The organism is Streptomyces sp. NPDC049915, from assembly GCF_040656475.1.
In the GTDB taxonomy this organism is placed as follows: Bacteria; Actinomycetota; Actinomycetes; order Streptomycetales; family Streptomycetaceae; genus Streptomyces.
Genome location: NZ_JBFAMH010000003.1, coordinates 415,072 through 437,409, shown reverse-complemented (window position 1 = coordinate 437,409; position 22,338 = coordinate 415,072). Strand labels below are relative to the sequence as shown.

The 22,338-nt window shown below is 70.2% G+C and carries 23 protein-coding genes and 4 pseudogenes; 8 read left to right on the top strand and 19 right to left on the bottom strand.

All coding sequences use genetic code 11. The features are described 5' to 3' along the window. Positions 1-77: 77 nt before the first annotated feature. The 6 genes and pseudogenes from AB0J12_RS06930 to rpmG all read right to left on the bottom strand — a co-directional run bounded on the left by AB0J12_RS06930 (position 78) and on the right by rpmG (position 2,583). Positions 78-203 carry a hypothetical protein gene (locus AB0J12_RS06930; protein WP_363263134.1) on the bottom strand — a complete coding sequence of 42 codons (126 nt, stop codon included), beginning with the start codon at positions 201-203 and terminating at the stop codon, positions 78-80. An 81-nt stretch (positions 204-284) separates the two neighbouring features. Continuing rightward, positions 285-614, bottom strand: coding sequence for a hypothetical protein (locus AB0J12_RS06925; protein ID WP_363263133.1), 330 nt, complete (start codon positions 612-614; stop codon positions 285-287). A gap of 118 nt (positions 615-732) precedes the next feature. Beyond that, positions 733-975: a 30S ribosomal protein S18 gene (gene rpsR / locus AB0J12_RS06920; protein ID WP_363263132.1), complete on the bottom strand. Its 243-nt coding sequence runs from the start codon at positions 973-975 to the stop codon at positions 733-735. Positions 976-1,042: 67 nt separating this feature from the next. Next, positions 1,043-2,158 (bottom strand): annotated as a pseudogene (locus AB0J12_RS06915) (GTP-binding protein). Next, positions 2,155-2,413, bottom strand: a pseudogene (locus AB0J12_RS06910) (type B 50S ribosomal protein L31). The pseudogenes AB0J12_RS06915 and AB0J12_RS06910 overlap by 4 nt, the downstream one beginning before the upstream one ends. A gap of 5 nt (positions 2,414-2,418) precedes the next feature. Continuing rightward, positions 2,419-2,583, bottom strand: a complete 165-nt coding sequence (gene rpmG / locus AB0J12_RS06905; RefSeq protein WP_363263131.1) for a 50S ribosomal protein L33 — start codon at positions 2,581-2,583, stop codon at positions 2,419-2,421. An 82-nt stretch (positions 2,584-2,665) separates the two neighbouring features. Here rpmG and rpmB point away from each other — a divergent pair, with 82 nt between their 5' ends. From rpmB to AB0J12_RS06885, 4 genes are all read left to right on the top strand, one after another. Next, on the top strand, positions 2,666-2,902 hold the full coding sequence (gene rpmB / locus AB0J12_RS06900; RefSeq protein ID WP_363263130.1) for a 50S ribosomal protein L28: 237 nt from the start codon (positions 2,666-2,668) through the stop codon (positions 2,900-2,902). Beyond that, on the top strand, positions 2,902-3,207 hold the full coding sequence (gene rpsN, locus AB0J12_RS06895; protein ID WP_363263129.1) for a 30S ribosomal protein S14: 306 nt from the start codon (positions 2,902-2,904) through the stop codon (positions 3,205-3,207). Before rpmB ends, rpsN begins: the two co-directional genes overlap by 1 nt. A 487-nt stretch (positions 3,208-3,694) precedes the next feature. After that, positions 3,695-4,513 (top strand): ATP-binding cassette domain-containing protein, encoded by an 819-nt coding sequence (locus tag AB0J12_RS06890; RefSeq protein WP_363263128.1) that lies wholly within the window; start codon positions 3,695-3,697, stop codon positions 4,511-4,513. A 43-nt stretch (positions 4,514-4,556) separates the two neighbouring features. Next, positions 4,557-5,444 carry an anchored repeat-type ABC transporter permease subunit gene (locus AB0J12_RS06885; protein WP_363263127.1) on the top strand — a complete coding sequence of 296 codons (888 nt, stop codon included), beginning with the start codon at positions 4,557-4,559 and terminating at the stop codon, positions 5,442-5,444. Between the two features lie 42 nt (positions 5,445-5,486). On the opposite strand, the gene AB0J12_RS06880 is transcribed toward AB0J12_RS06885, so the two are convergent. Both AB0J12_RS06880 and AB0J12_RS06875 read right to left on the bottom strand, forming a co-directional pair. Beyond that, a complete protein-coding gene (locus AB0J12_RS06880; protein ID WP_363263126.1) occupies positions 5,487-6,287 on the bottom strand; it encodes a TIGR03943 family protein in 801 nt (266 codons plus the stop codon). Next, positions 6,284-7,225, bottom strand: a complete 942-nt coding sequence (locus AB0J12_RS06875) for a permease (RefSeq protein WP_363263125.1) — start codon at positions 7,223-7,225, stop codon at positions 6,284-6,286. The genes AB0J12_RS06880 and AB0J12_RS06875 overlap by 4 nt, the downstream gene beginning before the upstream one ends. A 623-nt stretch (positions 7,226-7,848) precedes the next feature. Between AB0J12_RS06875 and AB0J12_RS06870 the strand changes: the two genes are divergently transcribed. From AB0J12_RS06870 to AB0J12_RS06860, 3 genes and pseudogenes are all read left to right on the top strand, one after another. After that, on the top strand, positions 7,849-9,228 hold the full coding sequence (locus AB0J12_RS06870) for a YibE/F family protein (protein WP_363263124.1): 1,380 nt from the start codon (positions 7,849-7,851) through the stop codon (positions 9,226-9,228). A 126-nt stretch (positions 9,229-9,354) separates the two neighbouring features. After that, a pseudogene (locus AB0J12_RS06865) lies at positions 9,355-9,516 on the top strand (IS701 family transposase); the annotation flags it as partial. 672 nt (positions 9,517-10,188) lie between these two features. Then, the gene (locus AB0J12_RS06860; protein WP_363263123.1) at positions 10,189-10,335 is read left to right on the top strand and encodes a hypothetical protein; all 147 of its coding nucleotides are present in this window, start codon (positions 10,189-10,191) and stop codon (positions 10,333-10,335) included. A 76-nt stretch (positions 10,336-10,411) separates the two neighbouring features. On the opposite strand, the gene AB0J12_RS06855 is transcribed toward AB0J12_RS06860, so the two are convergent. From AB0J12_RS06855 to AB0J12_RS06845, 3 genes and pseudogenes are all read right to left on the bottom strand, one after another. Then, the gene (locus tag AB0J12_RS06855) at positions 10,412-13,084 is read right to left on the bottom strand and encodes a glycosyl hydrolase (protein ID WP_363263122.1); all 2,673 of its coding nucleotides are present in this window, start codon (positions 13,082-13,084) and stop codon (positions 10,412-10,414) included. A gap of 154 nt (positions 13,085-13,238) precedes the next feature. After that, positions 13,239-13,619, bottom strand: a complete 381-nt coding sequence (locus AB0J12_RS06850; protein ID WP_363263121.1) for an MFS transporter — start codon at positions 13,617-13,619, stop codon at positions 13,239-13,241. Positions 13,620-13,708: 89 nt separating this feature from the next. Further along, positions 13,709-14,200: pseudogene (locus AB0J12_RS06845) on the bottom strand (MFS transporter); the annotation flags it as partial. A 74-nt stretch (positions 14,201-14,274) separates the two neighbouring features. On the opposite strand from AB0J12_RS06845, the gene AB0J12_RS06840 reads away from it, so the two are divergent. After that, a complete protein-coding gene (locus AB0J12_RS06840; RefSeq protein WP_363263120.1) occupies positions 14,275-14,493 on the top strand; it encodes a hypothetical protein in 219 nt (72 codons plus the stop codon). Positions 14,494-14,795: 302 nt separating this feature from the next. Here the strand turns inward: AB0J12_RS06840 and AB0J12_RS06835 are convergent, their stop codons facing one another. The 8 genes from AB0J12_RS06835 to glpK all read right to left on the bottom strand — a co-directional run bounded on the left by AB0J12_RS06835 (position 14,796) and on the right by glpK (position 22,316). Next, complete coding sequence (locus AB0J12_RS06835; RefSeq protein WP_363263119.1) at positions 14,796-15,092, bottom strand: hypothetical protein; 297 nt, start codon at positions 15,090-15,092, stop codon at positions 14,796-14,798. A gap of 20 nt (positions 15,093-15,112) precedes the next feature. After that, positions 15,113-15,343, bottom strand: coding sequence for a hypothetical protein (locus tag AB0J12_RS06830; protein ID WP_363263118.1), 231 nt, complete (start codon positions 15,341-15,343; stop codon positions 15,113-15,115). Positions 15,344-15,821: 478 nt separating this feature from the next. Further along, the gene (locus AB0J12_RS06825) at positions 15,822-15,992 is read right to left on the bottom strand and encodes a hydrophobic protein (protein WP_363263117.1); all 171 of its coding nucleotides are present in this window, start codon (positions 15,990-15,992) and stop codon (positions 15,822-15,824) included. 234 nt (positions 15,993-16,226) lie between these two features. Next, positions 16,227-16,397 (bottom strand): hypothetical protein, encoded by a 171-nt coding sequence (locus tag AB0J12_RS06820; protein WP_363263116.1) that lies wholly within the window; start codon positions 16,395-16,397, stop codon positions 16,227-16,229. Positions 16,398-16,416: 19 nt separating this feature from the next. After that, a complete protein-coding gene (locus tag AB0J12_RS06815) occupies positions 16,417-18,864 on the bottom strand; it encodes a LuxR C-terminal-related transcriptional regulator (RefSeq protein ID WP_363263115.1) in 2,448 nt (815 codons plus the stop codon). A gap of 166 nt (positions 18,865-19,030) precedes the next feature. Beyond that, entirely contained in the window at positions 19,031-19,834 is an 804-nt protein-coding gene (locus AB0J12_RS06810) for an intradiol ring-cleavage dioxygenase (protein ID WP_363263113.1), read from the bottom strand. 148 nt (positions 19,835-19,982) lie between these two features. Continuing rightward, positions 19,983-20,249, bottom strand: coding sequence for a hypothetical protein (locus tag AB0J12_RS06805; protein ID WP_363263112.1), 267 nt, complete (start codon positions 20,247-20,249; stop codon positions 19,983-19,985). A 552-nt stretch (positions 20,250-20,801) separates the two neighbouring features. Further along, the gene (glpK, locus tag AB0J12_RS06800; RefSeq protein WP_363263111.1) at positions 20,802-22,316 is read right to left on the bottom strand and encodes a glycerol kinase GlpK; all 1,515 of its coding nucleotides are present in this window, start codon (positions 22,314-22,316) and stop codon (positions 20,802-20,804) included. Between the last annotated feature and the right edge of the window lie 22 nt (positions 22,317-22,338).

The following is a 22,338-nucleotide window of genomic DNA, read 5'->3' as shown; positions in this document are numbered from 1 at the left end:
ATCCCCGCGTTGGCCCGCGCCCCGGCCGCGCCTCCCCCACCGGCCTGGCATATCACCCGCACGTTCGCGAGCCACGGCTAGGACGCCTTCTCGAACGTGTAAGTCCCCGGGGTCTTGAAGTACAGCAGTCCCCTCAGCCCCTGACGGCCCGGCAGCAGAGTCAGCCGCCCGTCGTCGCCGACGTCGAAGTAGTCAGGATCCACGCACACTGAGGCCACGGTCGTCACCCCTCACAAAGCGAAGCGCCCGGCCCACAACCAGCGGCGACACGAGCGTAACGGGGCTCACCCAGCGGCGACCGGGAAGGCCGTCACGTGCACGGACAGCCCGGCGCCGGCGGGCTCGGCAACGCCCGTGCCGCGGCGGGGACGGCTGCGCCATACCCGCACGGTGACGGGCCAGGACGTGACCTCCTCAATGACCGCCCACACCGTGCGGTCATCGTCGCCGGGCGCCGGGTCCACGGCCGCCGCCGCAACCGCCGGCGAAAGCCCGTACGCGGTCGGCAGGGTCCAGGAGGCCCGCCCGTCGTCGGTGACCTGGACGGCCCCCACAGGCCCGGCAGGCGCCACCGCAGGCTGCTCCGGCTCCTCGGCAGGCGTGGACGAGGTCACGCGCCGCCCGGCGATGGAGTTCCATATTGGACTCGAAGACGGTCGGCCAGGTCGGAGAGCCGTCGAACCCGCACGAGAGGCGGTGGCGGCGCCGGGGCGATTCGTTCGGCTGTGCCGGCTACCGGGTGCCGTAGGGCAAGAGCGCCATCTCCCGTGCGTTCTTGATGGCCTGTGCTATCTGCCGCTGCTGCTGACGCGTCACATGCGTCACCCTGCGGCTGCGGATCTTCCCGCGGTCGGAGATGAACTTCCGTAGCAGGTCGGTGTCCTTGTAGTCGACATAGGTGATGCCAGCGTCGTCCAGCGGATTGAAGGGCTGACGCTTGGCGGTCTGCCGCCCGGTGCTCATGCGTCGGGGCATGGTGGATCGGTCCTCTCTGTCAGGTCCCGGGGTCGAGCAAGTCGTCGAAAGCGTGAGGAAGTTGTTGTCAGCCTTTTCGGCCGGCCGCGAACTCGTCGTCGGTGAGGAGGCACGCGTCGAGCAGGGTCAGCAGACCGTCGCGGTCCAGGCCGGGCGAGGTGAAGGTGAGGTACTGGCAGCGGTCGCCGTGTTCGGGGTGCCAGTCCAGGGAAGCGGCGAGACGGCGTTCGGCGGGCACCATCTCCCACGCGGCGTCGGGCAGAGCGGCCAGCCAGGGTCCCACCGACTCCACGCACAGGGCACCTCCCGCGGCATCCCAGGACAGCAGGGTGTCGGGGCGGTCGGCCAACCAGAAACGCCCACGGCTGCGCGCGGCGGCACAGGTCAGGTCCTCCAGAGCGGCGTACAGACGCTGCGGGTGGAAGGGCCGGGTGCGCCGCCAGACGAGGGTGGTCACGCCGTGTTCGTCGCACTCCTGCGGCAGCAGCGCGCAGGCAGGGTGCAGGCAGGGTGCAGACGGGCGGCGGCTGCCGCCACGTCGAAGCCCGCCAGCAGAGCGGACCCCAGGGCCCCGCCGTCCACGCCCACCTTTCGCGCACCCGGTGTGAGCTGAGCGAGCAGAGCACAGTCGGTGTCGTCGGCGCACTCCCCTGACGAGCCGTCCTCGACGACGGCGATCACCGTCGGGTGCTCCAACTGCCGGGCGAAGGTGTCGGCGACGGTGCGCTGGTCGGTCGGCGCGGCGGCGAGGCCGACGTCGGCCAGGTCGTCGCCGTTGGAGAGGTACGGCAGGACGAGTGCCGGGTCGACCGCGGTGACGACGCCCGTCAGCGTCAGCGGGGCCCCCGCGGCGGCGATCACCGCGACCATCGCCTGGGGCTCGACCGAGTCCCACAGTTCCACGACCGCCAGCCGGTAGCTGCCCTCGTGTGCGAGCCGCAGCAGTTCGGGAACCAGGTCCTCACGCAGGGCACAGCACGCACAGTCGTTCACCAATGGCGCGTCGCCGCGGCTCAGCAGACCGTCGGCGTCGCGGACCGTGCGGTGCACCGAGCTGTCGACGGCGGCCGTAAGGTCGTGGTGCAGCGCGACCGAGCCGGGGACCGTACGCAGGATCTCATCGACGGCGCCGCGGCGGGCGTCGGCATGCAATGGCGACGATCGCGACCGGCAGCCCGCTCACCGCTCACCCCGTCCGCGTCCGTAGCGCCGCTCGAAGCGCTCGACCCGCCCGGCGGTGTCCAGGACCCGCTGGGTGCCGGTGTAGAAGGGGTGGCTCGCCGAGTGAGATCTCGACGTCGATGACCGGGTAGGTGTTGCCGTCCTCCCACTCGACGGTCCTGTCACTGGTGGCCGTCGACCGGGTGAGGAAGGCGAAGTCTGCGGCCCGGTCACGGAAGACGACCGGGCGGTACTCGGGGTGGATTCCGGGCTTCACAGCTCTCAGCGCTCCTCACGGAAGTCGACGTGGCGACCGACGACGGGGTCGTACTTGCGCAGCGTCAGCCGGTCGGGGTCGTTACGGCGGTTCTTCCGGGTCACGTACGTGTAGCCGGTGCCGGCGGTGGACCTCAGCTTGGTGATCGGGCGGAGTTCGTTACGGGCCATGAACGGCACCATACACAACTTGGTTTTCATTTTCATTAGACTGCTAGTGTGCTGCCGTCACCCATCCACCGAGGAGGAACCCGTGTCCGCCCACTGCCAACTCACCGGCCGCCAGCCTGGATTCGGCCACCACATCTCCCACTCCCATCGGCGCAGCAAGCGCCGGTTCGACCCGAACATCCAGCGCAAGCGCTACTGGCTGCCCAGCGAGGGCCGCCACGTCCGCCTCACCCTGTCCGCCAACGGCGTCAAGACGGTCGACGTGATCGGCGTCGAGGCCGCGGTGGCCCGCATCCGCGCCCGGGGAGGGAAGGTCTGATGGCGAAGAAGAGCAAGATCGCAAAGAACGAGCAGCGGCGCCTCGTCGTGGCGCGGTACGCCGCGCGGCGTGCCGCACTGAAGGCGATCATCGCGTCCCCCCGCAGCTCCGAGGACGAACAGACGACGGCTCAGCGTGAGTTGTTTCGGCAGCCCCGCGACGCCAGCGCCACCCGCGTGCGCAATCGCGACGCCGTGGACGGGCGCCCCCGCGGCCACCTGCGCACCTTCGGTCTGTCCCGCATCCGGGTACGCGAGATGGCGCACGCCGGCGAACTGCCCGGCGTGACCAAGAGCAGTTGGTGAGCGAGGCCCGATCCGCTCACAGGGCGAACCCCCTGAACCACCGCAGCACTCACGCCGGCGGCGTGGGTGCTGCGGCAGGTCGGGGGGCTCGCCCGCGTACAGCCGCCACGGGGGATGCGGTCATTCCTTGCACAGCCAGGGGGGATCACCTTGCGTACCCTTGCACTCTGACGTTTTCGGGTTTCCTTACCGCCGTCGTCGCGCTCGGCGGCCTCGCGGCCACCCCGGCGGTCGCCGCCACCACGGTCAGCAGCGGCCACGTCGACGTCCTCGACGCTGAGTGGGACGGCACCAACCTCGCCCTGCACGTCCACGACGATGAGACCGGCACCGAGTACGCCCCGGCCGACGTGACCCTGTCCGTGCCCGCCGCCGCCAAGGTCGCCAACCCCGGCTACGGCTTCCTCGGCACCGGCAGCCAGATATGGCTGCTCCCGGACACCGAGGCGGAAGCCGACGCGGCCGGCGTGCTCTTCCCGGCCGTTCCATGGCCTCGACCGGCGCCGCCAAGGCCGTACTCATCGGTGAGGCGGCCGCCGCGCTCACCGCCCTGGGGACTGCCCTCGTCGCCATGGCCCGCGGCGCCGGAGCCGTCACGCCGAAGGGACCCACGCGTGAAGACCAGGGAGCCCCTTCTCAGGCCCGGGACGTACACGTGGTCCTCTGCGGCAGGCCCGCCTTGCGGGACACCCGGCTGACCGTGCACCGTGGCGATCTGCTGGGCCTGCTCGGACCGAACGGCGCGGGCAAGACAACGCTGCTGCGCGCCGTGCTCGGGCTGGTCCCGCTCGCGGGCGGCGACGTGCTGGTCGACGGCCTGCCCCCGGCCCGCACGCGACGCCTCGTCGGATACGTCCCGCAGCGTCACGAGTTCGCCTGGGACTTCCCCATCGACATCGCCGGGGCCGTGCTGTCCGGCCGTACCCGCTCGATCGGCTGGCTGCGCCGGGCGCGGCCAGCCGACCGGGCCGCCGTCGAAGAGGCACTGGAGCTGGTCGGCCTCGCTGATCTGCGCAGGCGCCCCGTCGGAGAGCTGTCGGGCGGGCAACGGCACCGGGTGCTCGTGGCCCGCGCCCTGGCCGACGGCCCCCAACTGCTGCTGCTGGACGAGCCGTTCACCGAGCGTGGATGTGCCCACCCAGGAACTGCTGAACGACCTCTTCGGCCGCCTGGCCGGCGAGGGAAGGGCCCTGCTGATGACCACCCACGACCTGACGGGCCGCCCGTACCTGCACGCGCGTGGCGTTGCTCAACCGCACCGTCGTCGCCGAGGGCGGCCCCGAGCTGCTGGGCGATCCGGAGCTGATGCTGCGGGCCTTCAGGCTGGACACCGCGATCGGAGCCACGGCGTGACGTTCCTGGACTTCCTCATTGACCCCTGGCAGCCCCCCTTCATGCGGCGGGCGTTCGCCGTCGCCGTGGTCACCGGGCTGGTGTGCGGGGTCGTCGGCGTGCACGTCGTGCTGCGCGGCATGGCGTTCATCGGCGAGGCCGTGTCCCACTCGGCGTTCCCCGGGGTCGCCGTCGCCTACGCCTTCCAGGGCAACCTGCTCCTCGGCGGCGCGCTCGCCGGCCTGACCACCTCCCTCCTCATCGCACTCGTCTCACAGAACCGGGGCCTGAAGGAGGACACCGTCATCGGGGTGTTCTTCTCATGCGCGTTCGGTCTCGGCATCGTCCTGGTGTCCACGCAGGACAGCTGGTCCACCGATCTGTCCTCGTTCCTGGTCGGGCAGGTGCTCGCCGTCGGCCCCGAGGACGTGTGGACGGCGGCGGGCCTCGGCGCGGTCCTCGTGGCGATCGTCCTGGTGCTCAGCAAGGAGCTGGTCGCCGTCAGCCTCGACCGCGAGACGGCACGCGCGGCCGGACTCCCCGTCATGCGGCTCGACCTCATCCTCTACGCGGTCGCCACCGCCGCGATCGTGATGTCCCTGGAGGCGGTCGGCAACATCCTCGTCCTCTCCCTGCTCATCACGCCGGCCGCGGCCGCCCGCATGCTCACCGAACGGCTGTGGGCGATGTCCCTGCTGGCCTCGGCGCTCGGCGGCATGGGTGCGCTGGCCGGGCTGTACGTGTCGTACGCCTACGACCTGGCCGCCGGCGGCTCCATCGTCTGCGTCCTGACCCTGCTGTTCGCCGTGACCTGGTGCCTGGCCCCCCGGCACGGACTGTTCGCCCGGGCGCGGCGTAGCGGGGTCGACGTAGACGCGCGGACCGCCTCGGAAGGCGCTCTCTGACGAAAGGCGGGACATCCAAAACTGCCGCGTCCGCTTGACCTTTCACTGGTTCCAGCTTTCGTCGTACGGATCGCGCGGTGTCGGCACCGGTACCGCCTCGGTGACCCGCATATACGGGATCGGACGGTTGTTGACCGGGTCCCTGATCTGCTTCGCGGTGTAAGTGCCCGTCACCCGCAGCCAGGTGTCCGGTTGCAGGACCGGTGGGATGTCGCCCGTCAGGGCGAGCTTCACGGGCTGTGCGTCCGCGGCGCAGCAGTTCAGGGACATGCGGACCAGGAACGGTGCGCCCTGTGCGTCCAGGGCGACAAAGCCCGTGATCTGAACTTTTCGTTTGCCCAGTGACCGGCCGTGGTCGTACACCGCGCGGCCCGCGTAGTCGACCAGGCTGATCGGGAGGGGGTCCGAGTCCGGAAGTTTCGCGTAGCCATACGGCTGCTGCAACGCCGTACCGGCACGCATCGCGCTGAAGGAGCCGAGCGCCGGCGGCGCCACCAGGATCAGTGCGAGGAGGGGGATCAGGAGGAGCCACGAGACGCGTGGTTCTCGGTGCCCGTGATGGTCGTCCATACGGTGGTCATGTTCATCACCGCCCTCACGGCCGTGCTCATGAGTCCGGTGAGGCTGCGCGTCCTCGTGTCCGTCCTGCTGGGCGGGTCCCCGCCGGCCCTTGAACTCGTACCACGCCACCGCCAGCGCCCCAGCCATCAGCACGGCACCCGCCGCCAGCAGCAGCGGCCGCAACCCCGCCTTCACGTACCGCAGATACAGGTCCGTGAACCCGGCATGCACGAGTACCGCGCCGACCAGGAACATGACCACCGCCTGGGCCTGCCTGTTCACCAGAGCACCACCCCGGTCAGGACCCCTCCCGCGACCGCCAGCACGAAAGTGGCCGGGGCGAAGCGGAACGCGAAACCGCGGCCGAAGGTACCCGCCTGCATCGCGAACAGCTTCAGGTCGATCATGGGGCCGACCACCAGGAACACCAGCTTCGCCGTCAGCGAGAACTGCGTCAGCGACGCCGCCACGAACGCGTCCGCCTCCGAGCAGATCGACAGCAGCACGGCCAGGACCGCCAACGCGCTCACGGCAGCAAGAGGGTTGGCCGCCGCTGTGCGCAGCCAGCCGTCCGGGGCCACCGCCTTGAGCGTCGCAGCCGCCATCGCGCCCAGAACAAGGAAACCGCCCGCGTGCATCACGTCGTGCCGGACCGAGTCCCAGAACGCCGCGCCCTTGCTCTGCCCGTCGTATCTCGCGTGGGCCGGCGGACGCAGCCACTCCGTGCGGCCGAGTCGCTGCCACAGCCAGCCCATGGCACACGCGACGAGCAGGCTGGCCGCGAAACGCCCCAGCACCATTTCCGGATGGCGCGGGAAAGCCACCGCCGTTGCCGTCAGCACAACCGGGTTGATCGCCGGCGCGGACAGAAGGAACGCGATGGCCGCGGCGGGCGTCACCCCACGACGCACCAGCGCACCCGCCACCGGGACCGACGCACACTCGCAGCCGGGCAGCACCGCGCCCGCCAGGCCCGCGACCGGCACGGCGAGCCCGGGGCGGCCGGGCAGTGCGCGGGCGAAGAACGAGGGAGGGACGAACACCGCGAGAGCTGCGGACAGCAGGACACCCAACACCAGGAAGGGCAGGGCCTGGATCACCACCGCCACGAACACCGTCATCCAGCTCTGCATCACCGGAGCGGCGAGGGCCCTGCGAATCGGGCCCTGCCCCATGACGATCAGGAGCAGGACCGTGACCAGGACGACGGAGGAGTTCACAGGCCGGCCGTCACCGGCCCCACGTTCCCCGCCGGCACGCTCACCCGCGGTCTCCGCCGGCCGCCCCCGGCCACCTGGCGCCTGTGCCATCGCGTGCCGGTCGTCGGTCCTGGTGGTGGGGCCTGATCTCGTGGTGGCCACGGGTACGACACCTCCGGCGGGCAGCGTTTGCGAGAAGACCTCACCCTGACTACGGCGGCCACCGCACAGGCGTTCAACCGCGCTCATGACCGTGTACACCGTGTGCTCGCCCAGGCGGCCCCGGTACCACGCGCACCGCAAGTGGCACCGACCCTTGATGCAGCCCGCCGTCGGACCGAGACCGCGGCACGGCCGTTCCCGTACCCTTCCTCAGAGCCGCCGCGCAGGACCGGCTCCGGAGGGGGACTGACAACCACGAGGGAGACGGCATGGGAGCCGCTGACCGGCAGAGTGCTGGAGACTGGAACCGGGTCGGCGACCCGCCCCACCTCAGAGATGGTCGAGGGAGCGAGCAGAGCCACGCCTACGGGTACGGGTACGGATACGGGAATCCTCCCGACTCGATACCTCACGCCGGCTACGGACCCGGCGCAGGCCCGGGCCACCTCCCCTCCCAGGCAATTGACCACGGGCACGCACCAGTGACCGGCGCCGGACATGACTCCGATCACGGACACGGTGTGGACGCCGGCAGTCGGGGAGGAGCGCACACCCACGGACACAGCCACAGCCATGGCCCTGCCGCGCCCGTCTCCCGGCACCTGCGCAAGGTCATCGCGGCGATCCTGATCCCCTTCGCCGCCGCGGTAGTGGTGGGGCTCGTGGTGCTGTGGCCGGGCGACGCCACCCCACACAAGCGCACTGGTGTCGGTTTCGACCAGCAGACCCAGCAGGCGACGGTCACCAAGGTCGTCGAGGTGAGCTGCAAGTCGGTGAACGCCTCCGCCGAGACCCCCACCGGCGACACCTCCACCGCCGAGGGCAACTCGGCACAGCAACAGGCGAACGGCACCTGCCACAAAGCCACGATCCGGGTCGACACCGGCGAGGACCAGGGCCGTACCTTCACCGAAATCGTGCAGCCCGACCAGGCGCGACAATTGCACCAGGGCGAGAAGGTCGTCGCCGCATACGAACCCTCCGCGCCCAGGGACCTGCAGTACTCGGTTGCCGACGTCAACCGGCGCTTCCCGATGGGCCTGCTGGCCGGCATCTTCGCCCTCGCCGTCGTGGTGGTCGGCCGTCTGCGCGGCGTGATGGCTCTGGTCGCGCTGGCCATCAGCTTCCTGGTACTGAACTTCTTCGTCCTGCCGGCGGTCCTGCAGGGCTCGAACCCGCTCCTGGTGGCAGTGGTCGGCTCGAGCGCCATCATGCTGATCGCCCTGTACATGTGCCACGGCCTGTCGGCCCGCACATCGGTGGCGGTACTCGGCACGCTGCTCTCGCTGGCACTGATCGGCTTCCTGGGCTCGGCATTCATCGGCTGGGCCGCCCTCACCGGCAACACCGACGACAGCACCGGCCTGATCCATGGCCTGTACCCGAAGCTCGACATGAGCGGTCTGCTGCTCGCCGGAGTCATCATCGGCTCGCTCGGTGTGCTCGACGACGTCACCGTGACGCAGACCTCAGCCGTCTGGGAGCTGCACGACGCCAACCCTTCGATGGGCTGGCGCGGCCTGTACCGAGCGGGCATCCGTATCGGACGCGATCACATCGCCTCCGTGGTCAACACGCTCGTCCTCGCCTACGCGGGAGCCGCACTACCCCTGCTGCTCCTCTTCTCCATCGCGCAGAGCGGCGTGGGCACCGTCGCCAACAGTGAGCTGGTGGCCGAGGAGATCGTGCGCACGCTGGTGGGCTCGATCGGCCTGGTCGCCTCGGTGCCGGTCACCACTGCGCTCGCCGCGCTGGTGGTGGCGGCCGACCGGCCCGGCCCGCAGGCGCAACCGGCGACGGCCGAGGCTGGGGCTGCTGCCGGAGCGACTGCCGGCCGGCGCGGGCGTCGGCGGAAGCGTTGAGAGTACTTTCCTCAAGGTGGGCCCCGACCAGATAATCCAGTGCCTGGTCGGCCACAGGGTTGAGATCCATCCGCGAGATCGAGTTGAGGCGTCAAGGCGGGGATCCCCCTGCACCAACCCGTCGGCACTGAGGTTCCCGAGTTGGCCCGGATTGCCGGCAACCCGTGGGTGATCGAGGAGTGTTTCCAGGCTGCGAAGAACGAGTGCGGCCTGGACCAGTACGAGGTCCGACGCTATCCGGGCTGGTACCGGCACATCACTCTCGCCATGCTGGCCCACGTGTTCCTCGCGGCCATGTCCGCCACCGCGACGGCGGCAAGGGGGCTGCAGAACGGTCCCGGTGCCCCTGCACCCCTCACCGTGGCAGAGGTCCGGCGGCTCCTCGCAGTTCACCGTCCCCCACAGGCACACCGGCGGAAAACCGATCACGCGCTGAGCTGGTCCTGGTGGCGGCGTCGCCACCAGGCAACCGCACGACACTTCCATTACCGTCGCCGCCACGGCGGAGGTTACGAACTCCCGTCACCTGAGCGAACTGCAACTGGAGTACTAAGTCTGTCCCGACCCTCCGCTAAGACGTCGGTTGTACCAGGGGAGGTGTGTGTCGGCCGCCGGTACGCACCTCCCGGAACCGATGGGCAGTCCGGAACGTCACAGTGGCGTGCGATCCTGGCCCTGGTTCGGCGCGGTCCTGATGGCCGCCTCCTGTGTCCTGACGGCCTGCGGAGACAGCGCCGGCAGCGCCTCGCAGGCGCAGCATCCCGCGTCTCCGCGCACGTCCGAGGATCCCTCCGTCCTGATGTCCTGTATCGTCGGCGCCCTCACGGTCACCCACGGCCCCGCAGACGCTGCCGTGCGGACCCTGTGCGTCCGGCCCGGCGCCACGGTGACCGTGGTTCTGCGGCCTCGCTCCGCAATCCCCTGGCCTCAGCCGCGCAGCAGCAATCCATACCGGCGACGGTGGTCTCGAACCACACCGACCGTGAGGGAATCACCCGCGTCACGGTACGGGCCGCACGCACGGGCGTGGTGTCGGTGACCTGGGGCCCCGAGGCCGAGCCGTTCTTCACTCTCCGGCTGAGCGTGGCGGCATATCCGATGCAGTGACCCCGGACGTAGAGCGGCCGGTGCGCCTCCCGCGAAGGAGGTGCACCGGCCGCCCGTGGTGACGAAGCCGTTGTGGTCAGTTCTTACGGCCCTTGAGGCGCCGTACGTCGAAGGACCAGACGCCGCGTCCGTGCGTGGCGGCGTACAGCTTGCCGTCGGGGCCGAGGCGCAGCTGCATGACGGCTGTGCTCGGCAGGGCGTGGCCGAGGACCTCCCACTGCGTGGCCCCGGCCGGCCGGTAGAAGGTGGCCAGATCCGTGCCCAGGGCGAGGCCGCCGTTCGGGAGGACCTTCACGGTGTTGGCCGGGACGTCGGGCAGGTTGGCGGAGACGTCCGTCCAGTCGGCGCCGCCGTTCTTCGACTCGAAGATGTGGCCGACGCCGGCGCCGGGGCCCTCGGTCCACTTGCGGGAGAAGCCGTTGATCGCCACGAATACGTGCTGGGCGTCGGCGGGGTCGACGTCGAAGCCGGAGATGTAGCGGTTCGGGATGGTCCCGCCGACGGGCAGGTTGAGCTGGTGCCAGCCGGTGCCGTCGGCGTTGCCGACCGCGATGCCGCGGGTGAAGCCCTGGTTGTTGCAGGGGCCGCACCAGCCGGCGTAGACGGTGCCGCCGGAGGATGCCACGGCGGTGGCCACGTGGCCCTCACCGAGGTCGAAGGCATTCGTCCACTCCTTGCCGGAGCGGATGGCGAAGCCCTTGGTGTTCACCCACACGTGCCGGCCGCCGGCGATCCAGGTGCTGATGTTCTTGGCGTCGGCGGTGATCGGCGCGATGAAGCGGGCACCGGCGCCGCCCTGGTCCTTGTCCGGCGGGGCGACCTCGTACTCGGTGGCCTTGGCCGGGTCGGTCGTCCACGAACCGTCGTTGACACCGCAGTTCTGGGTGACCCACAGGTCGAGGTAGACGTATTCCTCGGCGATGTTGCAGCCGTTGGCGGGGTCGGCGATGGTGTCGCCGCCGTCGCCGCCGAAATTGGAGCCCATGACCTTGTCACGGCCGCGCAGGATCGACTGGCCGTTGTCCTGCAGGCCCCCGGTGACCGAGACGCCGCCGCCCGCGAGGTCCTTGCCGACGCCCACGGAGTAGTACTGGAGAGTGTCGAGAGTGCCGTCATTGAGGGACTGCCAGTCCTTGGCGTGGCCGCCGGAGTCGACGGCGCCGTTCAGCGGGCGGCGGTAGATGCCGCCGTCGTTGCCGACGTACGCCCAGCTCTTGCCCCGGTAACTGCCGATGGCGACGGCGTGCTGGTCGGAGTGCGTGGTCGGCGAGCAGTCACCGGTCTGCTTGGCCGGGTCGATGCTCCAGCACGGGAAGGGGAAGTTCCAGTACGGGCCCGGGGTGGTCCAGGTGGAGCCGCCGTTCTTGGTCTCGAAGACCTCTTCCAGCCCGAGATAGACGTGGTCGGCGTTGGCCGGGTCGACCTGGAGGAACTGGTTGTACCAAGACTGGATGCCCGGCTGGTAGCCCTCGCCCTGGAGGGCGGATCCGGACGCCTTCAGCTTGGTGTAGTCCGCGATCAGCGCCCACGGCCCGAACGGCGAGCCGCTCTTGGACACGTACACGCCCTTGAGCCCGCTGTCCGGGTTGGCGGCCGTCTGGGCCGGGGACTGGTCGATGGCGTACAGACGCGAGCCGTCGGCCGCGGCGGCGAACGTCATGTTGCCCACGTCGTCGCTGCTGGTGGGCAGGTCACCGAGGCCGCCAGCCGGTTTCCAGGTGCCGTCGGCCTGGCGGGCGTACAGGCCGTTGTAGGTGTCGCCACCGCGCCAGCCGACCGCGAGCAGGACCTTGTCCGGGTCCTTCGGGTCGACGGCGATGTCGTTGGCGATGTTCTTGTACGGCGCGCTCGGGTCGTCCGCCTTCGAACCGCCCGGCAGATAGTCGGGGTTGGGTGCGAACTCCTGATTCCACGGCCCCGACAACGTGGTCGTGGAGTGCGACCAGACGCCGGTGCTCGTGGCGGCCCACACCTTGGTGCCGGCGAAGCGCAGCGCGTGGATGACGGTGGACTCCAGTTCCGCGCCGCCCACGCGGTCGCCGGGCTGGAACTGCCCGTGCCGCGGGTCCTTCAGGACGTACACGCCCGTACCGACGAAGGACGTGGCCCCGGTGTTGGACTCGCCCGTGGCGTACCAGAGCCGGTTCCCTCCGTCCAGCGCGAGCGTGCCGGTCGACAGGGAGGGCAGCTTGTCGGCGATCGGCTTCCAGTGCCCGCCACCGGTCGTGGACCGGAAGACACCGCCGTTGGCGCCACCCGCGTACACATAGCCCTGGCTGTCGGCGGCGATCCCGGTGATGCGGCCGGTCACCTGCCCGGCGCCGCCACTGGAGTTGGAGTTCACATCACGGTAGCGCGGATCGTCCGAGTTGTACGGCTTCTTCGTGACGTGGTCCCAGCTGCCGGAGGTGTGCCGCATGGACTGCAGCTGCTGCCAGGCAGCGCCGTAGGCGCCCGGTGCGACCACGCCGGGCGCGGTGCGGGCCTCGGTGAACTGGGCCGTGGCCTCGGCGGAGTTCTCCGCCTCGTCGGCGCCGTCGTCATCGCCTTCGGCGGCGAAGGCGGACATCGCGTCGCCTGCGTGCACCGCCTTGATGTGCTGCCGGCCGATGGCGGCCTGGTGGCGCGCCTGCCAGGGCCGGGGGCTGATGTCGGCCGGGCCCGCGAACGCCTGGGTGCTTACCAGTCCGAACGCGGCGGCCACGACGGTACAGGTCATGAACCGTCGCTGATGTCTTGGGGGCAGCATGCCCTCTCCTCCCTGCGCCCGGGGTGCATGGGGGTGTCCCAGGCGCAGAGGGGATCTTGGCGTGAGCACAACAGTCGCACAAAGGGCTCACACGAAAAATGGCGCGGTGTTTACCTTTCAGCTCACACGGACCCGAACTTCCTTCAAATCTCAGCTATTTCAGGCCGTGGGTGGTGACGCCGCCTGCCTGTGAGGACCGCAAGGCCGGCAGGGCACCGATGAGGAAGAGAACGGCAATGCCGGAGATCAGCAGGGGGATCCTGGCCGTTGGAGCCCAGTCGAGTCCTGCCCACAGCCCTGCCAAGAGGATCGCGGCTCCGGTCGCGCCCTGGTAGCGGCCCTGGGCGGTGCCCTGTCGGCGGTCAGGGACGAGGGTGGAGATCCAGGCTTTGCCGACCCCGTCGGTGCACGCGGCGAATCCGCCGCACAGCGGCAGGACGACGAAGACGAGCCAGGACGTGTGGATGAGGGCGAGACCGAGATAGCCGACGGCGAAGAAGAGCAGGCCCGCCGCGAACACGAGCGGGCGGGGCACCCGGTCGGACAGGGCTCCAGCGGATAGGACAGTGCCGCATACGCCAGGTTGTAGACCACGTACGCGCCGACGACTCTGGCCGTGGACAGGCCCAGCTCACGCGCGCGCAGCAGGAGCAGCGCGTCGGAGAAGTTGACCAGGCTGAACACGAGCAGCACGCCCAGGACACGCCAGTACGGGCGGGGAAGGGAGCGCCAGGGAGTCCGTACGGCCTTCACCGACGCGCCGGCCGCCCTGCGGCCCGGGTCACTGACGGCGGCAACCAGGACGACCGAGGCAACGGCAGGGATCACCGCCACCCAGAACAGCGGCCGCAGACGGTGGTCGAGCGCCTCGTCCAGTGCCAAGCCCACCATTGGGCCGACGACGGCGCCCGCGGTGTCGGCGGCCCGGTGCAGCCCGAACACCCTGCCCCGCTGCCCGGCAGGGACCCCGTCGACGAACAGGGCGTCGCGCGGTGCCCCCCGCATGCCCCTGCCGAACCGGTCGACCACCCGCGCCACCAGCACCAGCGGCCACACGGTGGCGAGCGCAACGAGAACCTTGCCGAGCGCGGCCAGCCCGTAACTCGCGCCGATCAGGAGCCGGCGCGAGAACCTGTCGGCGAGGCACCCGCCGACGACCTTGGTGACCGAGGCTGCGCCCTCATTCAGCCATGAGACCGATTCCCGACGACCTTGCCCGGGCGGTTGACGAGTGGTACGCCACCTACCGCCAACTCGCCGCGCAGCCGCGCACCGTACTGCGCAGACGACTCGTCCAGCTGTCGGGCGAGGTGCTCTTCCACCCCCACTGGCATGGAGAACGCACACCGGCCGCATCAGCGCTGTATACGGCCCGCCATCGGGCCCGCCACGTCTCAGCCGCCTCCTGATCATTGCGCGCCTGATCACACGCGGATGCCGAGCCGGGAGGTGTCTCCCGGCTCGGCGTCGTCTGGCGCATGCCGTGATGTTGCCGAGCGCCTCGGCTGAGCTGGGGTGGCTTCCTGCTGTGACGACGAACCCGCGCAACGCAACATCGTCCGCCTCGAGGCCCCGGCCGGGTGGTGGTCAGAGCGCGCTGGGCCTCGCTGTCCTGTGCCATCGAACTTTGATCCTGTGCCCTTCGAGCTCGAGTTGCTCGTGGGCCACTTACTCGTGATCCCTCCCGGGCCAGGGGACAGCACACGCGCCTTTACGGGCTCGCCAGCCAATCTGTGTACCAGGATCGGAAGCTGGGGCTCACCGGCACGAAGCCGCCCCAGCCCGGATCGATCTGCCAGATCTCTCCTGCGTGCGGGCCGTTCAAGATGAGCCGGCTGTACGTGCCGCAGCCCTCTTCGGCCACCATGAGTGTGCCCCGGGTCAGATCGATGGGTGCCCCGATCGGGCCGGGCAGGGGTTCCGTGAGCGGGAACGGCTCGGCGAGGCGGCCCGGCAGCCGGTCCTCCTCCCACTCGTCGTCCGCCGCCCACTCCTTGTCGGCCCCCAAGCGCGAGACGGTCAACGGCATCATGCCGTGCGCGGGCCCGGCCGGGCCGTTGCCGACCTGCGCGACGAAGGACCGGTCTCCCCCGGTAGAGCGATGCCGTGGGATACCTCGAACGTCCGGATTTCCGTCTCCGGTAGCTGCGGCGCCAGCGCGTACTGATGCGTGCGCGCCCCGAAACGCTTTCGCTCCGGGTCCTGTGCGGCCATCTCCCGTATCCGTGCGCGGATGCCGTCCTCGTCCCAGCTCGCCATCCAGCGACCGTAACAATGACTCCGCGCCCTGGCCCGCCGCGCCTCCACGGACGTCGGCTGCGGGCCGCTGGCCAGTGTGATCAATCTTCGATGACACCAGGCACTCACGGAGGTCCCGGCTGGCGCCGGAGCGCCGCACGGAACTCGACCAACTCGGCATGCGGTGGAACTGAGTGCCTCCGCCTCCGGCCGTTGCGCGGCTGGTAGTCGGCCTCGGAAGATGTCGGCACATCTGAACAGACGACCGGCTACCGGCTGTTCCGCGCGCAGCGGCCCCGCAGACAGGAGGTGCAGGGTTCCACTGCTGGGCCCGCGGGGCCGGTGCATGACTCACGTACCCTGCAGCGCGTCCGATACGCCCGATCCCTCCCAACTGGCCCACGGGACAGCTTCTTACACGAGTGGGGGCCCGGCCGCATCCGGCCGAGCCCCCATCACCTCTCGCGCGTGGCGCGCTCCTCGCGCGGGCGGCTTTCCTCTACCAGCGATACCAGCGGCCCCTACGGCCCGCACTGTCCGCGGAACGGACGACGAAGCCCAGCAGCCACACGATCAGCACGATCACCGCGATCCACCACAGCGCCTTCAGCGCGAAACCCGCACCGAAGAGGATCAGAGCCAGCAGCAGAACCAGAAGCAGGGGAACCATCGTTATCAACCTCCTGGCCAACGGATGCCCTTATTGCAGTCCTACAAGCACATAAAATGTGAGTTACTTCCACGGGGAATTGGGCAGGTGCAGACAGCTCGATTTGCAGGGTTCCCCCGGTCCCGCCCCGCACGCACCGCAGCCAGGCAGCACTCTTTTAGTTCCTCGCCAGACCCTTCCGGAGCACCCCCACCTCGACGGGCAGGACTGCCGCCCCTGCGAGACCGACCACGGCTAGCTGGTCATCCACCCGGGCACAGTGGCCGGGTCGGTGGTCGACGGGCACAGCGCCCACAGCGCGGTGAGCCGGATCAGGACCTTCTGGCCGGGCCGGACCTGTGCCCTCTCGACCAGCGCCTGCCACGACGTCAGGGCGACCAGGGGAAGGGAGGCGGCTTCCGTCATGGAGGGGCCGGATGCCCCGTCACCGTGCCGCCTCGGTCCGTGCGGCTGCCCACAGCGCGATCTGTGTGCGGGAGCGCATGCCCAGCTTGTCGCGGATCTTGTCCAGATGCGTGGCGACCGTATGGATCGAAAGGCCGAGCCGGTCCGCGATCTGCCGGTTGGTCAGCCCTTCGGCGACGAGTTCAACCACGGTGAACTCCCTTGCGGTGAGCCGGAACCGTTCGTCTGTGGCCCGGACGTCACGCCGCGTTCGGTGGTCGCCGCTCCCTGCCCCGAGCGCGTACGCGACCAGCTGCTCCCCACGCAGCCCACGGGCACCGGCGACAGCAGTCTCCCGCGCCGCATCCGACAGCCGTGTCCGGGCACGCGCCGCTGCCTGTTCCATCCTGTGCCGCCAGGGAGCCTCGGGCTCGGTGTCCAAGCGGCGCCGCGCCCGCACGCTCGCCTCGTACAGCCGTAGCGCACGCGGCATGTCGCCGTTCTCCGCGGCCACGAGGGCCAGGCCCTCCACGGGGTACAGGGCGTGGAAACTGGCCCCCGGAGCGATCCGCAGGACCTCGGCGAACAAGGTCTCCGCACTGCGCAGTTGTCCCAGAGCCAGCCGTACGGCCCCCGCAGTGTGCAGCGCGGCCGCGGTCCGAGGCCATGGCGCTTGTTCCCGCAGAACGGGCAGGCACCGTGACATCAGCTCGTCGGCCTCCAGCTTCCCGCCGGCCTGAAGCAACGCCCAGGCCAGGTGATGGGTGCACCAGGCGGCGTCCTGCGGCCTGCCAAGGGTGGCGACGACCTCGAGGCACTCCCGTAGATCCGCGACGGCTTCGGTGAAGTCACCGCGGCACAGCCGCGCCGCTGCCCGGGCGTCCAGGGCGTTGGCCAGTCCGGCGGCGTCACGGCGCATCCGCTCGCTCTGCACCGCCTGCTCGCCGAGGCGCAGAGCCTCGTCCACATCGGCCTGCTGGCAGGCCACGCGTGCGGCGAGCGCCGGCACCTGCCCACCCAGTGCCCGGCCCCCGGCCCCCCGCAGCAGTCCGGTGAGCAGCGCACGGGCGGACGACGGCTGTTCCTGCTGGTAGTGCACACGCGCCAGCTCCAGTGTCAGCCGTACCCGCACGGCATCGCCGTGGCCGGCGCTGCAGGCCAATACCGAGGCGAGGTTGTCCCGTTCCGCCGCCAGCGGGCTGCCGGCCTGGTCGGCGAACACGTCCCCGCAGCCCCGCTCGGCCAGCTCGGTCAGCCACGCGAGCGCCCGGCGCAGGGTGGCGTGCAGTTCGCCGGATGCGCGCAGCCGGTCCAGGGCGCAGGCGCGGATGGCACTCAGCTGCCTGAAGCGTGTGGGTGCCGTCTCTCCCGGCAGACGTACGACGAGCGACTTCGCTTCCAGGTCGCGCAGGATGCGGAAGACCTGCCGCCGACCTATGCCGTCACCGGCGCAGACCGTTTGCGCGGCAGCCACATCGAACCCGCCGACGAGGACCGAAAGACGCCGGAAGACCGCCTGCTCGGCCGGATCCAGCAGCCGATGGCTCCAGTCGACCGCTGCGGCGAGCCCACTGTGGCGTGGGGGTCCGGTTCGGCTTCCCCCGGTCAGAAGGTCCAGCTGGGAGAACTGGTCGTCCAGCCCCGCCAGGATGTCGCTCAGTGCGAGCGCACCGACGTGGCGGGCCGCGAGCTCGACGGCGAGCGTCAGGCCGTCCAGGCGCCGGCAGATCTCGGCCACGAGGTGGCCGTTACCGCGATGGAGCGTGAACCCTGGGGAATTCCTCGCGGCGCGGTCGACGAAGAGCCGTACGGCATCGGACTGCATGAGGGCCGTCACCTCGTCTCCGGCACCGGCCGGCGGCAGGGACAGCTCGCCGACCCGGAACACGCTCTCGCCGGGCACCCTCAGGGCCTCCCGGCTGGTGGCCAGGATCCGCAGACGGGGGCAGCGGGTCAGCAGGATCGCCGCCAGCCGGGCGCACGGCTCGGCCAGATGCTCGCAGTTGTCCAGAATCAGCACCCGGGAGGCGCCGCCGATCGCCCGGACCAGAACGTCGACGCCGGTCCGGCCCGCTCGTTCACCCACTCCTAGCGCGGCGGCCAGGGTCTGCGTCAGCAGCGCACCATCCTGGAGGGAGGCGAGTTCCACGAGGTCGACTCGTGCGAAGCGCTTCGGTAATCCCCTGGCGAACTCCAGCGCCAGCCGGGTCTTGCCCACCCCGCCCGCACCGGTCAACGTGAGGAGGCGCGAACTCCTCAGGAGCGCGCGCAGGCACGACAGCTCGTGCTGCCGGCCGACGAAGGAGTCGAGCGCCGGCGACAGGACACTGCCACCGGCCGTCGCGACCGCGGGCGTGACGTTCGAAGCCGCCCGTCGCCGCAGCGCCCGCTGCCGGCAGGCGCTGGAGCAGTATCGAGCCGGCCGGCCCCCCTGCGGCTTCACGATCAGCGCCTCACCGCACACGTCACATGTTCGACTCCGGCTCATCCCCGATTCCTGGCCCCACCGCCCCGGAGCGAAACCATCGCCTTCAGCCATGTGTCTCGTCAACGCCTGCGCCGGCCGGCTTCGGCCGGAGCGGAGCGGCCGCAGTCGCGCGTGCGACGGTGGCCGACACCGTGGCAGGGCCGGCCACCGCAGGCGTCCAGGTGCGTCAGGGTGTGGCGGCGGGGTCGATGCCGAGTACGACGGTGCCGGTCACTCCCTTGCCGAGGTCGCTGCCCGACTGGGCGAGGGTCAGCAGGGTCGAGGACCCGCCGTTGCGGTAGATGCCGTCCCGGGCGTTGAGCGTGCGGGTGGCCGTGTTGTTCCGGTACGGGGACAGGGCGGCGATCCTGGCGTTGTACGCCTCCGGGAAGTAGAGCTGCCCCGTATGGGACACGTGGCCGCCGTGGTACGTCCCGTTGGACACGGTGCCTCCGACATGCGTCTTGACGTGGATGTGGAGGGCCCGGCCGACGTACCAGCCGGGATAGACGGTGGTGAACTCCGCGACACCGGCGGAGTCGGTCAGCTGCACGCCGCGCAGGAAGGTGGTGTCCGGGGTGGAACCTCCGGCGACATAACCGGAGTAGACCCCGAGGGCGTCGCAGTGCCAGATGTCGACCGCCGTCCGGGGCAGCGGGGCGCAGGTCGCCGCGTCGACCACGGTCACTCGGAGGGCCAGCGGAACACCCGCCTTCCCTTCGGTGATGTCCTTGCGGACCGTCTCCAGGTCCAGGTAGTACGGCCCCTCGGTCTGCTCGGGCGTGAGGACGCAGGCGGCAGCCGGCCGGGCCGCGGCCCGGTGCTCGGTGGTGGCGGTCGCCTGCGTGGCGGCGAGACCCAGCGCGGCCACGCCGAGGGTGGCGCCGCCCAAGGCGGCGATGACGGACCTGCGGGTGGCCTCTGCGGGAACGCCCGACGGCTCGATGTCGCGCTGCGGTTCCGCGGTGTTGTGGTGGGGGGTGTCAGTCATGGTGTGAGCATGGCGCCGGTGACGGCCCAGGGGATCGCACGGACGACCTACGAAGCCACAGCGTTACGAAACCCACCACCGGTGCCGAGGGCGACGTACACAGTCGTCGCGTCCCTGACGACCCCGCGTCCGCGCAGCGAGCGGGAGGTCAGCAGGCGGAGACACTGCGCAGCATCGAGGCACTCGCGGATCCAAAGCCCTCGACCATGGCCGCACCGTGCAGCCACTTCGGCTGCTGTTGTTGCACAGGCTGCGCCAGCCGAACACGGTCGCCCTTGGAACGACCCTCGCGCGCAAGGCGCTCGACGCGGGCGCAGCGTTCACGGTCAAGGGAGTGGCCGACGAGCTCTCGGGAGTCGGCCACCAGCGTGCTATCGAAGCTCTGCAACGCATCTTCGACGAGGTCGACGACCAATGATGGACGCGAACGGCCGCCCACCAGTCAGCAGTCGTCACCTCGTCGACCGCACCCACGCAACGCGAGAACTGGCTTGACGTCGACCGGACACCAGCGTCCACGTCTTCTTGCGGAAGCTCAAGATCACTCCGGGTTGACACACCGTGCGGATACAGCGCTGCTTCTCCAGTCCCGCTGCCCACCGCCGCCAGCCATGGGAATTCCCGGACAGGGCGTTCAAAGCGGAAGGTACTGACGAACTCGCCATGGGCGAAGTTGATCAGGTGGATGGTGCCGAAGACCAGCGAGAGTCCGACCGCGGTGATGGCGATGACCCACCGAACTGGATGCCGTCGATGAGCGCCTGCAGAAACCGCGCACGGAATCCACGGCCGTGCGGGACCACCTCGTCCTGTCCCCAGGCGGGGGATGCGAGAGCACCACCTATCCCGGAGCGAGCGCCGGAAGGAGTATCCATGGACGGCGCATGATGCTCCCGACACGGGCCAAATGCCCCTGTCACTCAGTGTGAAGGTCTTCCGGCTGGGACAGGATGGTGAGCCCGCGCGGTCATGACCGCTCCGGAGGCTGGATCCATCCCAGGGACCGCTCGACGGCTCGCTGCCAGCACGCGTACTCCCAGTCCCGTCGAGCGGGGTCCATGTCCGGCAGCCACTGGCCGGCCATGTGCCAGTTGCGGCGCAGGATCTGCAGGTCCGGCCAGTAGCCGGCCGCGAGTCCGGCCGCGTAGGCGGCGCCCAGTGACACCGTCTCGTGGACCAGGGGCCGTACGACGGGAACGTCGAGCACATCGGCCAGGATCTGCATGAGCAGATGGTCGGATGTCATTCCTCCGTCCACCTTGAGGCGCTCCAGGGTCAGCGCGGAGTCGGCGTTCATCGCGTCGACGACCTCTCGCGTCTGCCAGCCGGTGGCCTCCAGGACGGCCCGGGCCAGGTGCCCCCGGGTGATGTACGAGGTGAGGCCGACGATGACGCCCCGGGCGTCGCTGCGCCAGCGAGGTGCGAACAGACCCGAGAACGCGGGGACGATGTAGCAGCCGCCGTTGTCCTCGACGGTCCGCGCCAGGGTCTCGATCTCGGGTGCGCTGGTGATCAGGCCCAGCCGGTCGCGGAACCACTGGACCAGCGAGCCGGTGACGGCGATCGGGCCTTCCAGGGCGTAGACCGTGGGCTGGTTCGCGATCTTGTAGGCGACGGTGGTGAGGAGCCCGTGCCGGGACCGTACGAGGTCGGTGCCGGTGTTCATCATCAGGAAGCTGCCGGTTCCGTAGGTGCACTTCGTCTCGCCGGGCGAGAAGCAGGTCTGTCCGAACAGAGCCGCCTGCTGGTCGCCGAGCGCGGCCGTGAGACGAACGCCGGGGAGCACCGCGCGGGCCTCTCCGTACTCCTCGGCCGAGGATCTGATCTCCGGCAGTATCGCGGGGGGCACGCCGAAGAAGTCCATCAGCTCCTCGTTCCAGGTGAGCGTCCGGACGTCGATGAGCATGGTGCGGCTTGCGTTGGTGGCGTCGGTGATGTGCAGGCCGCCGTCCGCGCCGCCGGTGAGATTCCAGATCAGCCAGCTCTCGATGGTGCCGAACAGCACCTCCCCGTCCCGGGCACGCCGCTCCAGCCCGTCGACATGGTCGAACAGCCAGCGGATCCGGGGTGCGGAGAAGTAGGTCGAAGGGGGAAGGCAGCAGCGTTCGAGGAAGTACTCGTCCCCGGGATCCTTCCTCAGTTCCTCCACGAGCGGGGCGGTACGGGTGTCCTGCCAGACGATCGCCTTGCCCAGGGGGACCCCCGTGCGCCGGTCCCAGAGCACCGTCGTCTCGCGCTGGTTGGCGATCCCGACGGCGGAGATCTGCCCCGCGTCCACTTGGGCGTTCGACAGCGCCTCGGGTACGACGCGCTGAAGATTGCGCCAGATCTCGACGGCGTCGTGCTCGACCCAGCCGGGGCGCGGGAAGTACTGCTGGTGCTCGCGCTGGGCGACCGACACCAGCCGTCCGCCGTGGTCGAACAGGATGCAGCGCGTGGAGGTGGTCCCCTGGTCGATGGACATCACATACCGATCCACCATGATCTGCCCTGCCTTCCGGTGC

Excerpts from the sequence above, each read along its gene's own strand:
- AB0J12_RS06820 (WP_363263116.1), bottom strand. The coding sequence starts at position 16,397 with ATGACGGAAGCCGCCTCCCTTCCCCTGGTCGCCCTGACGTCGTGGCAG.
- AB0J12_RS06815 (WP_363263115.1), bottom strand. The coding sequence starts at position 18,864 with ATGAGCCGGAGTCGAACATGTGACGTGTGCGGTGAGGCGCTGATCGTG.
- rpsN (WP_363263129.1), top strand. The coding sequence starts at position 2,902 with ATGGCGAAGAAGAGCAAGATCGCAAAGAACGAGCAGCGGCGCCTCGTC.
- AB0J12_RS06825 (WP_363263117.1), bottom strand. The coding sequence starts at position 15,992 with ATGGTTCCCCTGCTTCTGGTTCTGCTGCTGGCTCTGATCCTCTTCGGT.
- AB0J12_RS06840 (WP_363263120.1), top strand. The coding sequence starts at position 14,275 with ATGAGACCGATTCCCGACGACCTTGCCCGGGCGGTTGACGAGTGGTAC.
- AB0J12_RS06830 (WP_363263118.1), bottom strand. The coding sequence starts at position 15,343 with ATGGCGAGCTGGGACGAGGACGGCATCCGCGCACGGATACGGGAGATG.
- glpK (WP_363263111.1), bottom strand. The coding sequence starts at position 22,316 with ATGGTGGATCGGTATGTGATGTCCATCGACCAGGGGACCACCTCCACG.
- AB0J12_RS06810 (WP_363263113.1), bottom strand. The coding sequence starts at position 19,834 with ATGACTGACACCCCCCACCACAACACCGCGGAACCGCAGCGCGACATC.
- AB0J12_RS06890 (WP_363263128.1), top strand. The coding sequence starts at position 3,695 with ATGGCCTCGACCGGCGCCGCCAAGGCCGTACTCATCGGTGAGGCGGCC.
- rpmG (WP_363263131.1), bottom strand. The coding sequence starts at position 2,583 with ATGGCCCGTAACGAACTCCGCCCGATCACCAAGCTGAGGTCCACCGCC.
- AB0J12_RS06855 (WP_363263122.1), bottom strand. The coding sequence starts at position 13,084 with ATGCTGCCCCCAAGACATCAGCGACGGTTCATGACCTGTACCGTCGTG.
- rpsR (WP_363263132.1), bottom strand. The coding sequence starts at position 975 with ATGCCCCGACGCATGAGCACCGGGCGGCAGACCGCCAAGCGTCAGCCC.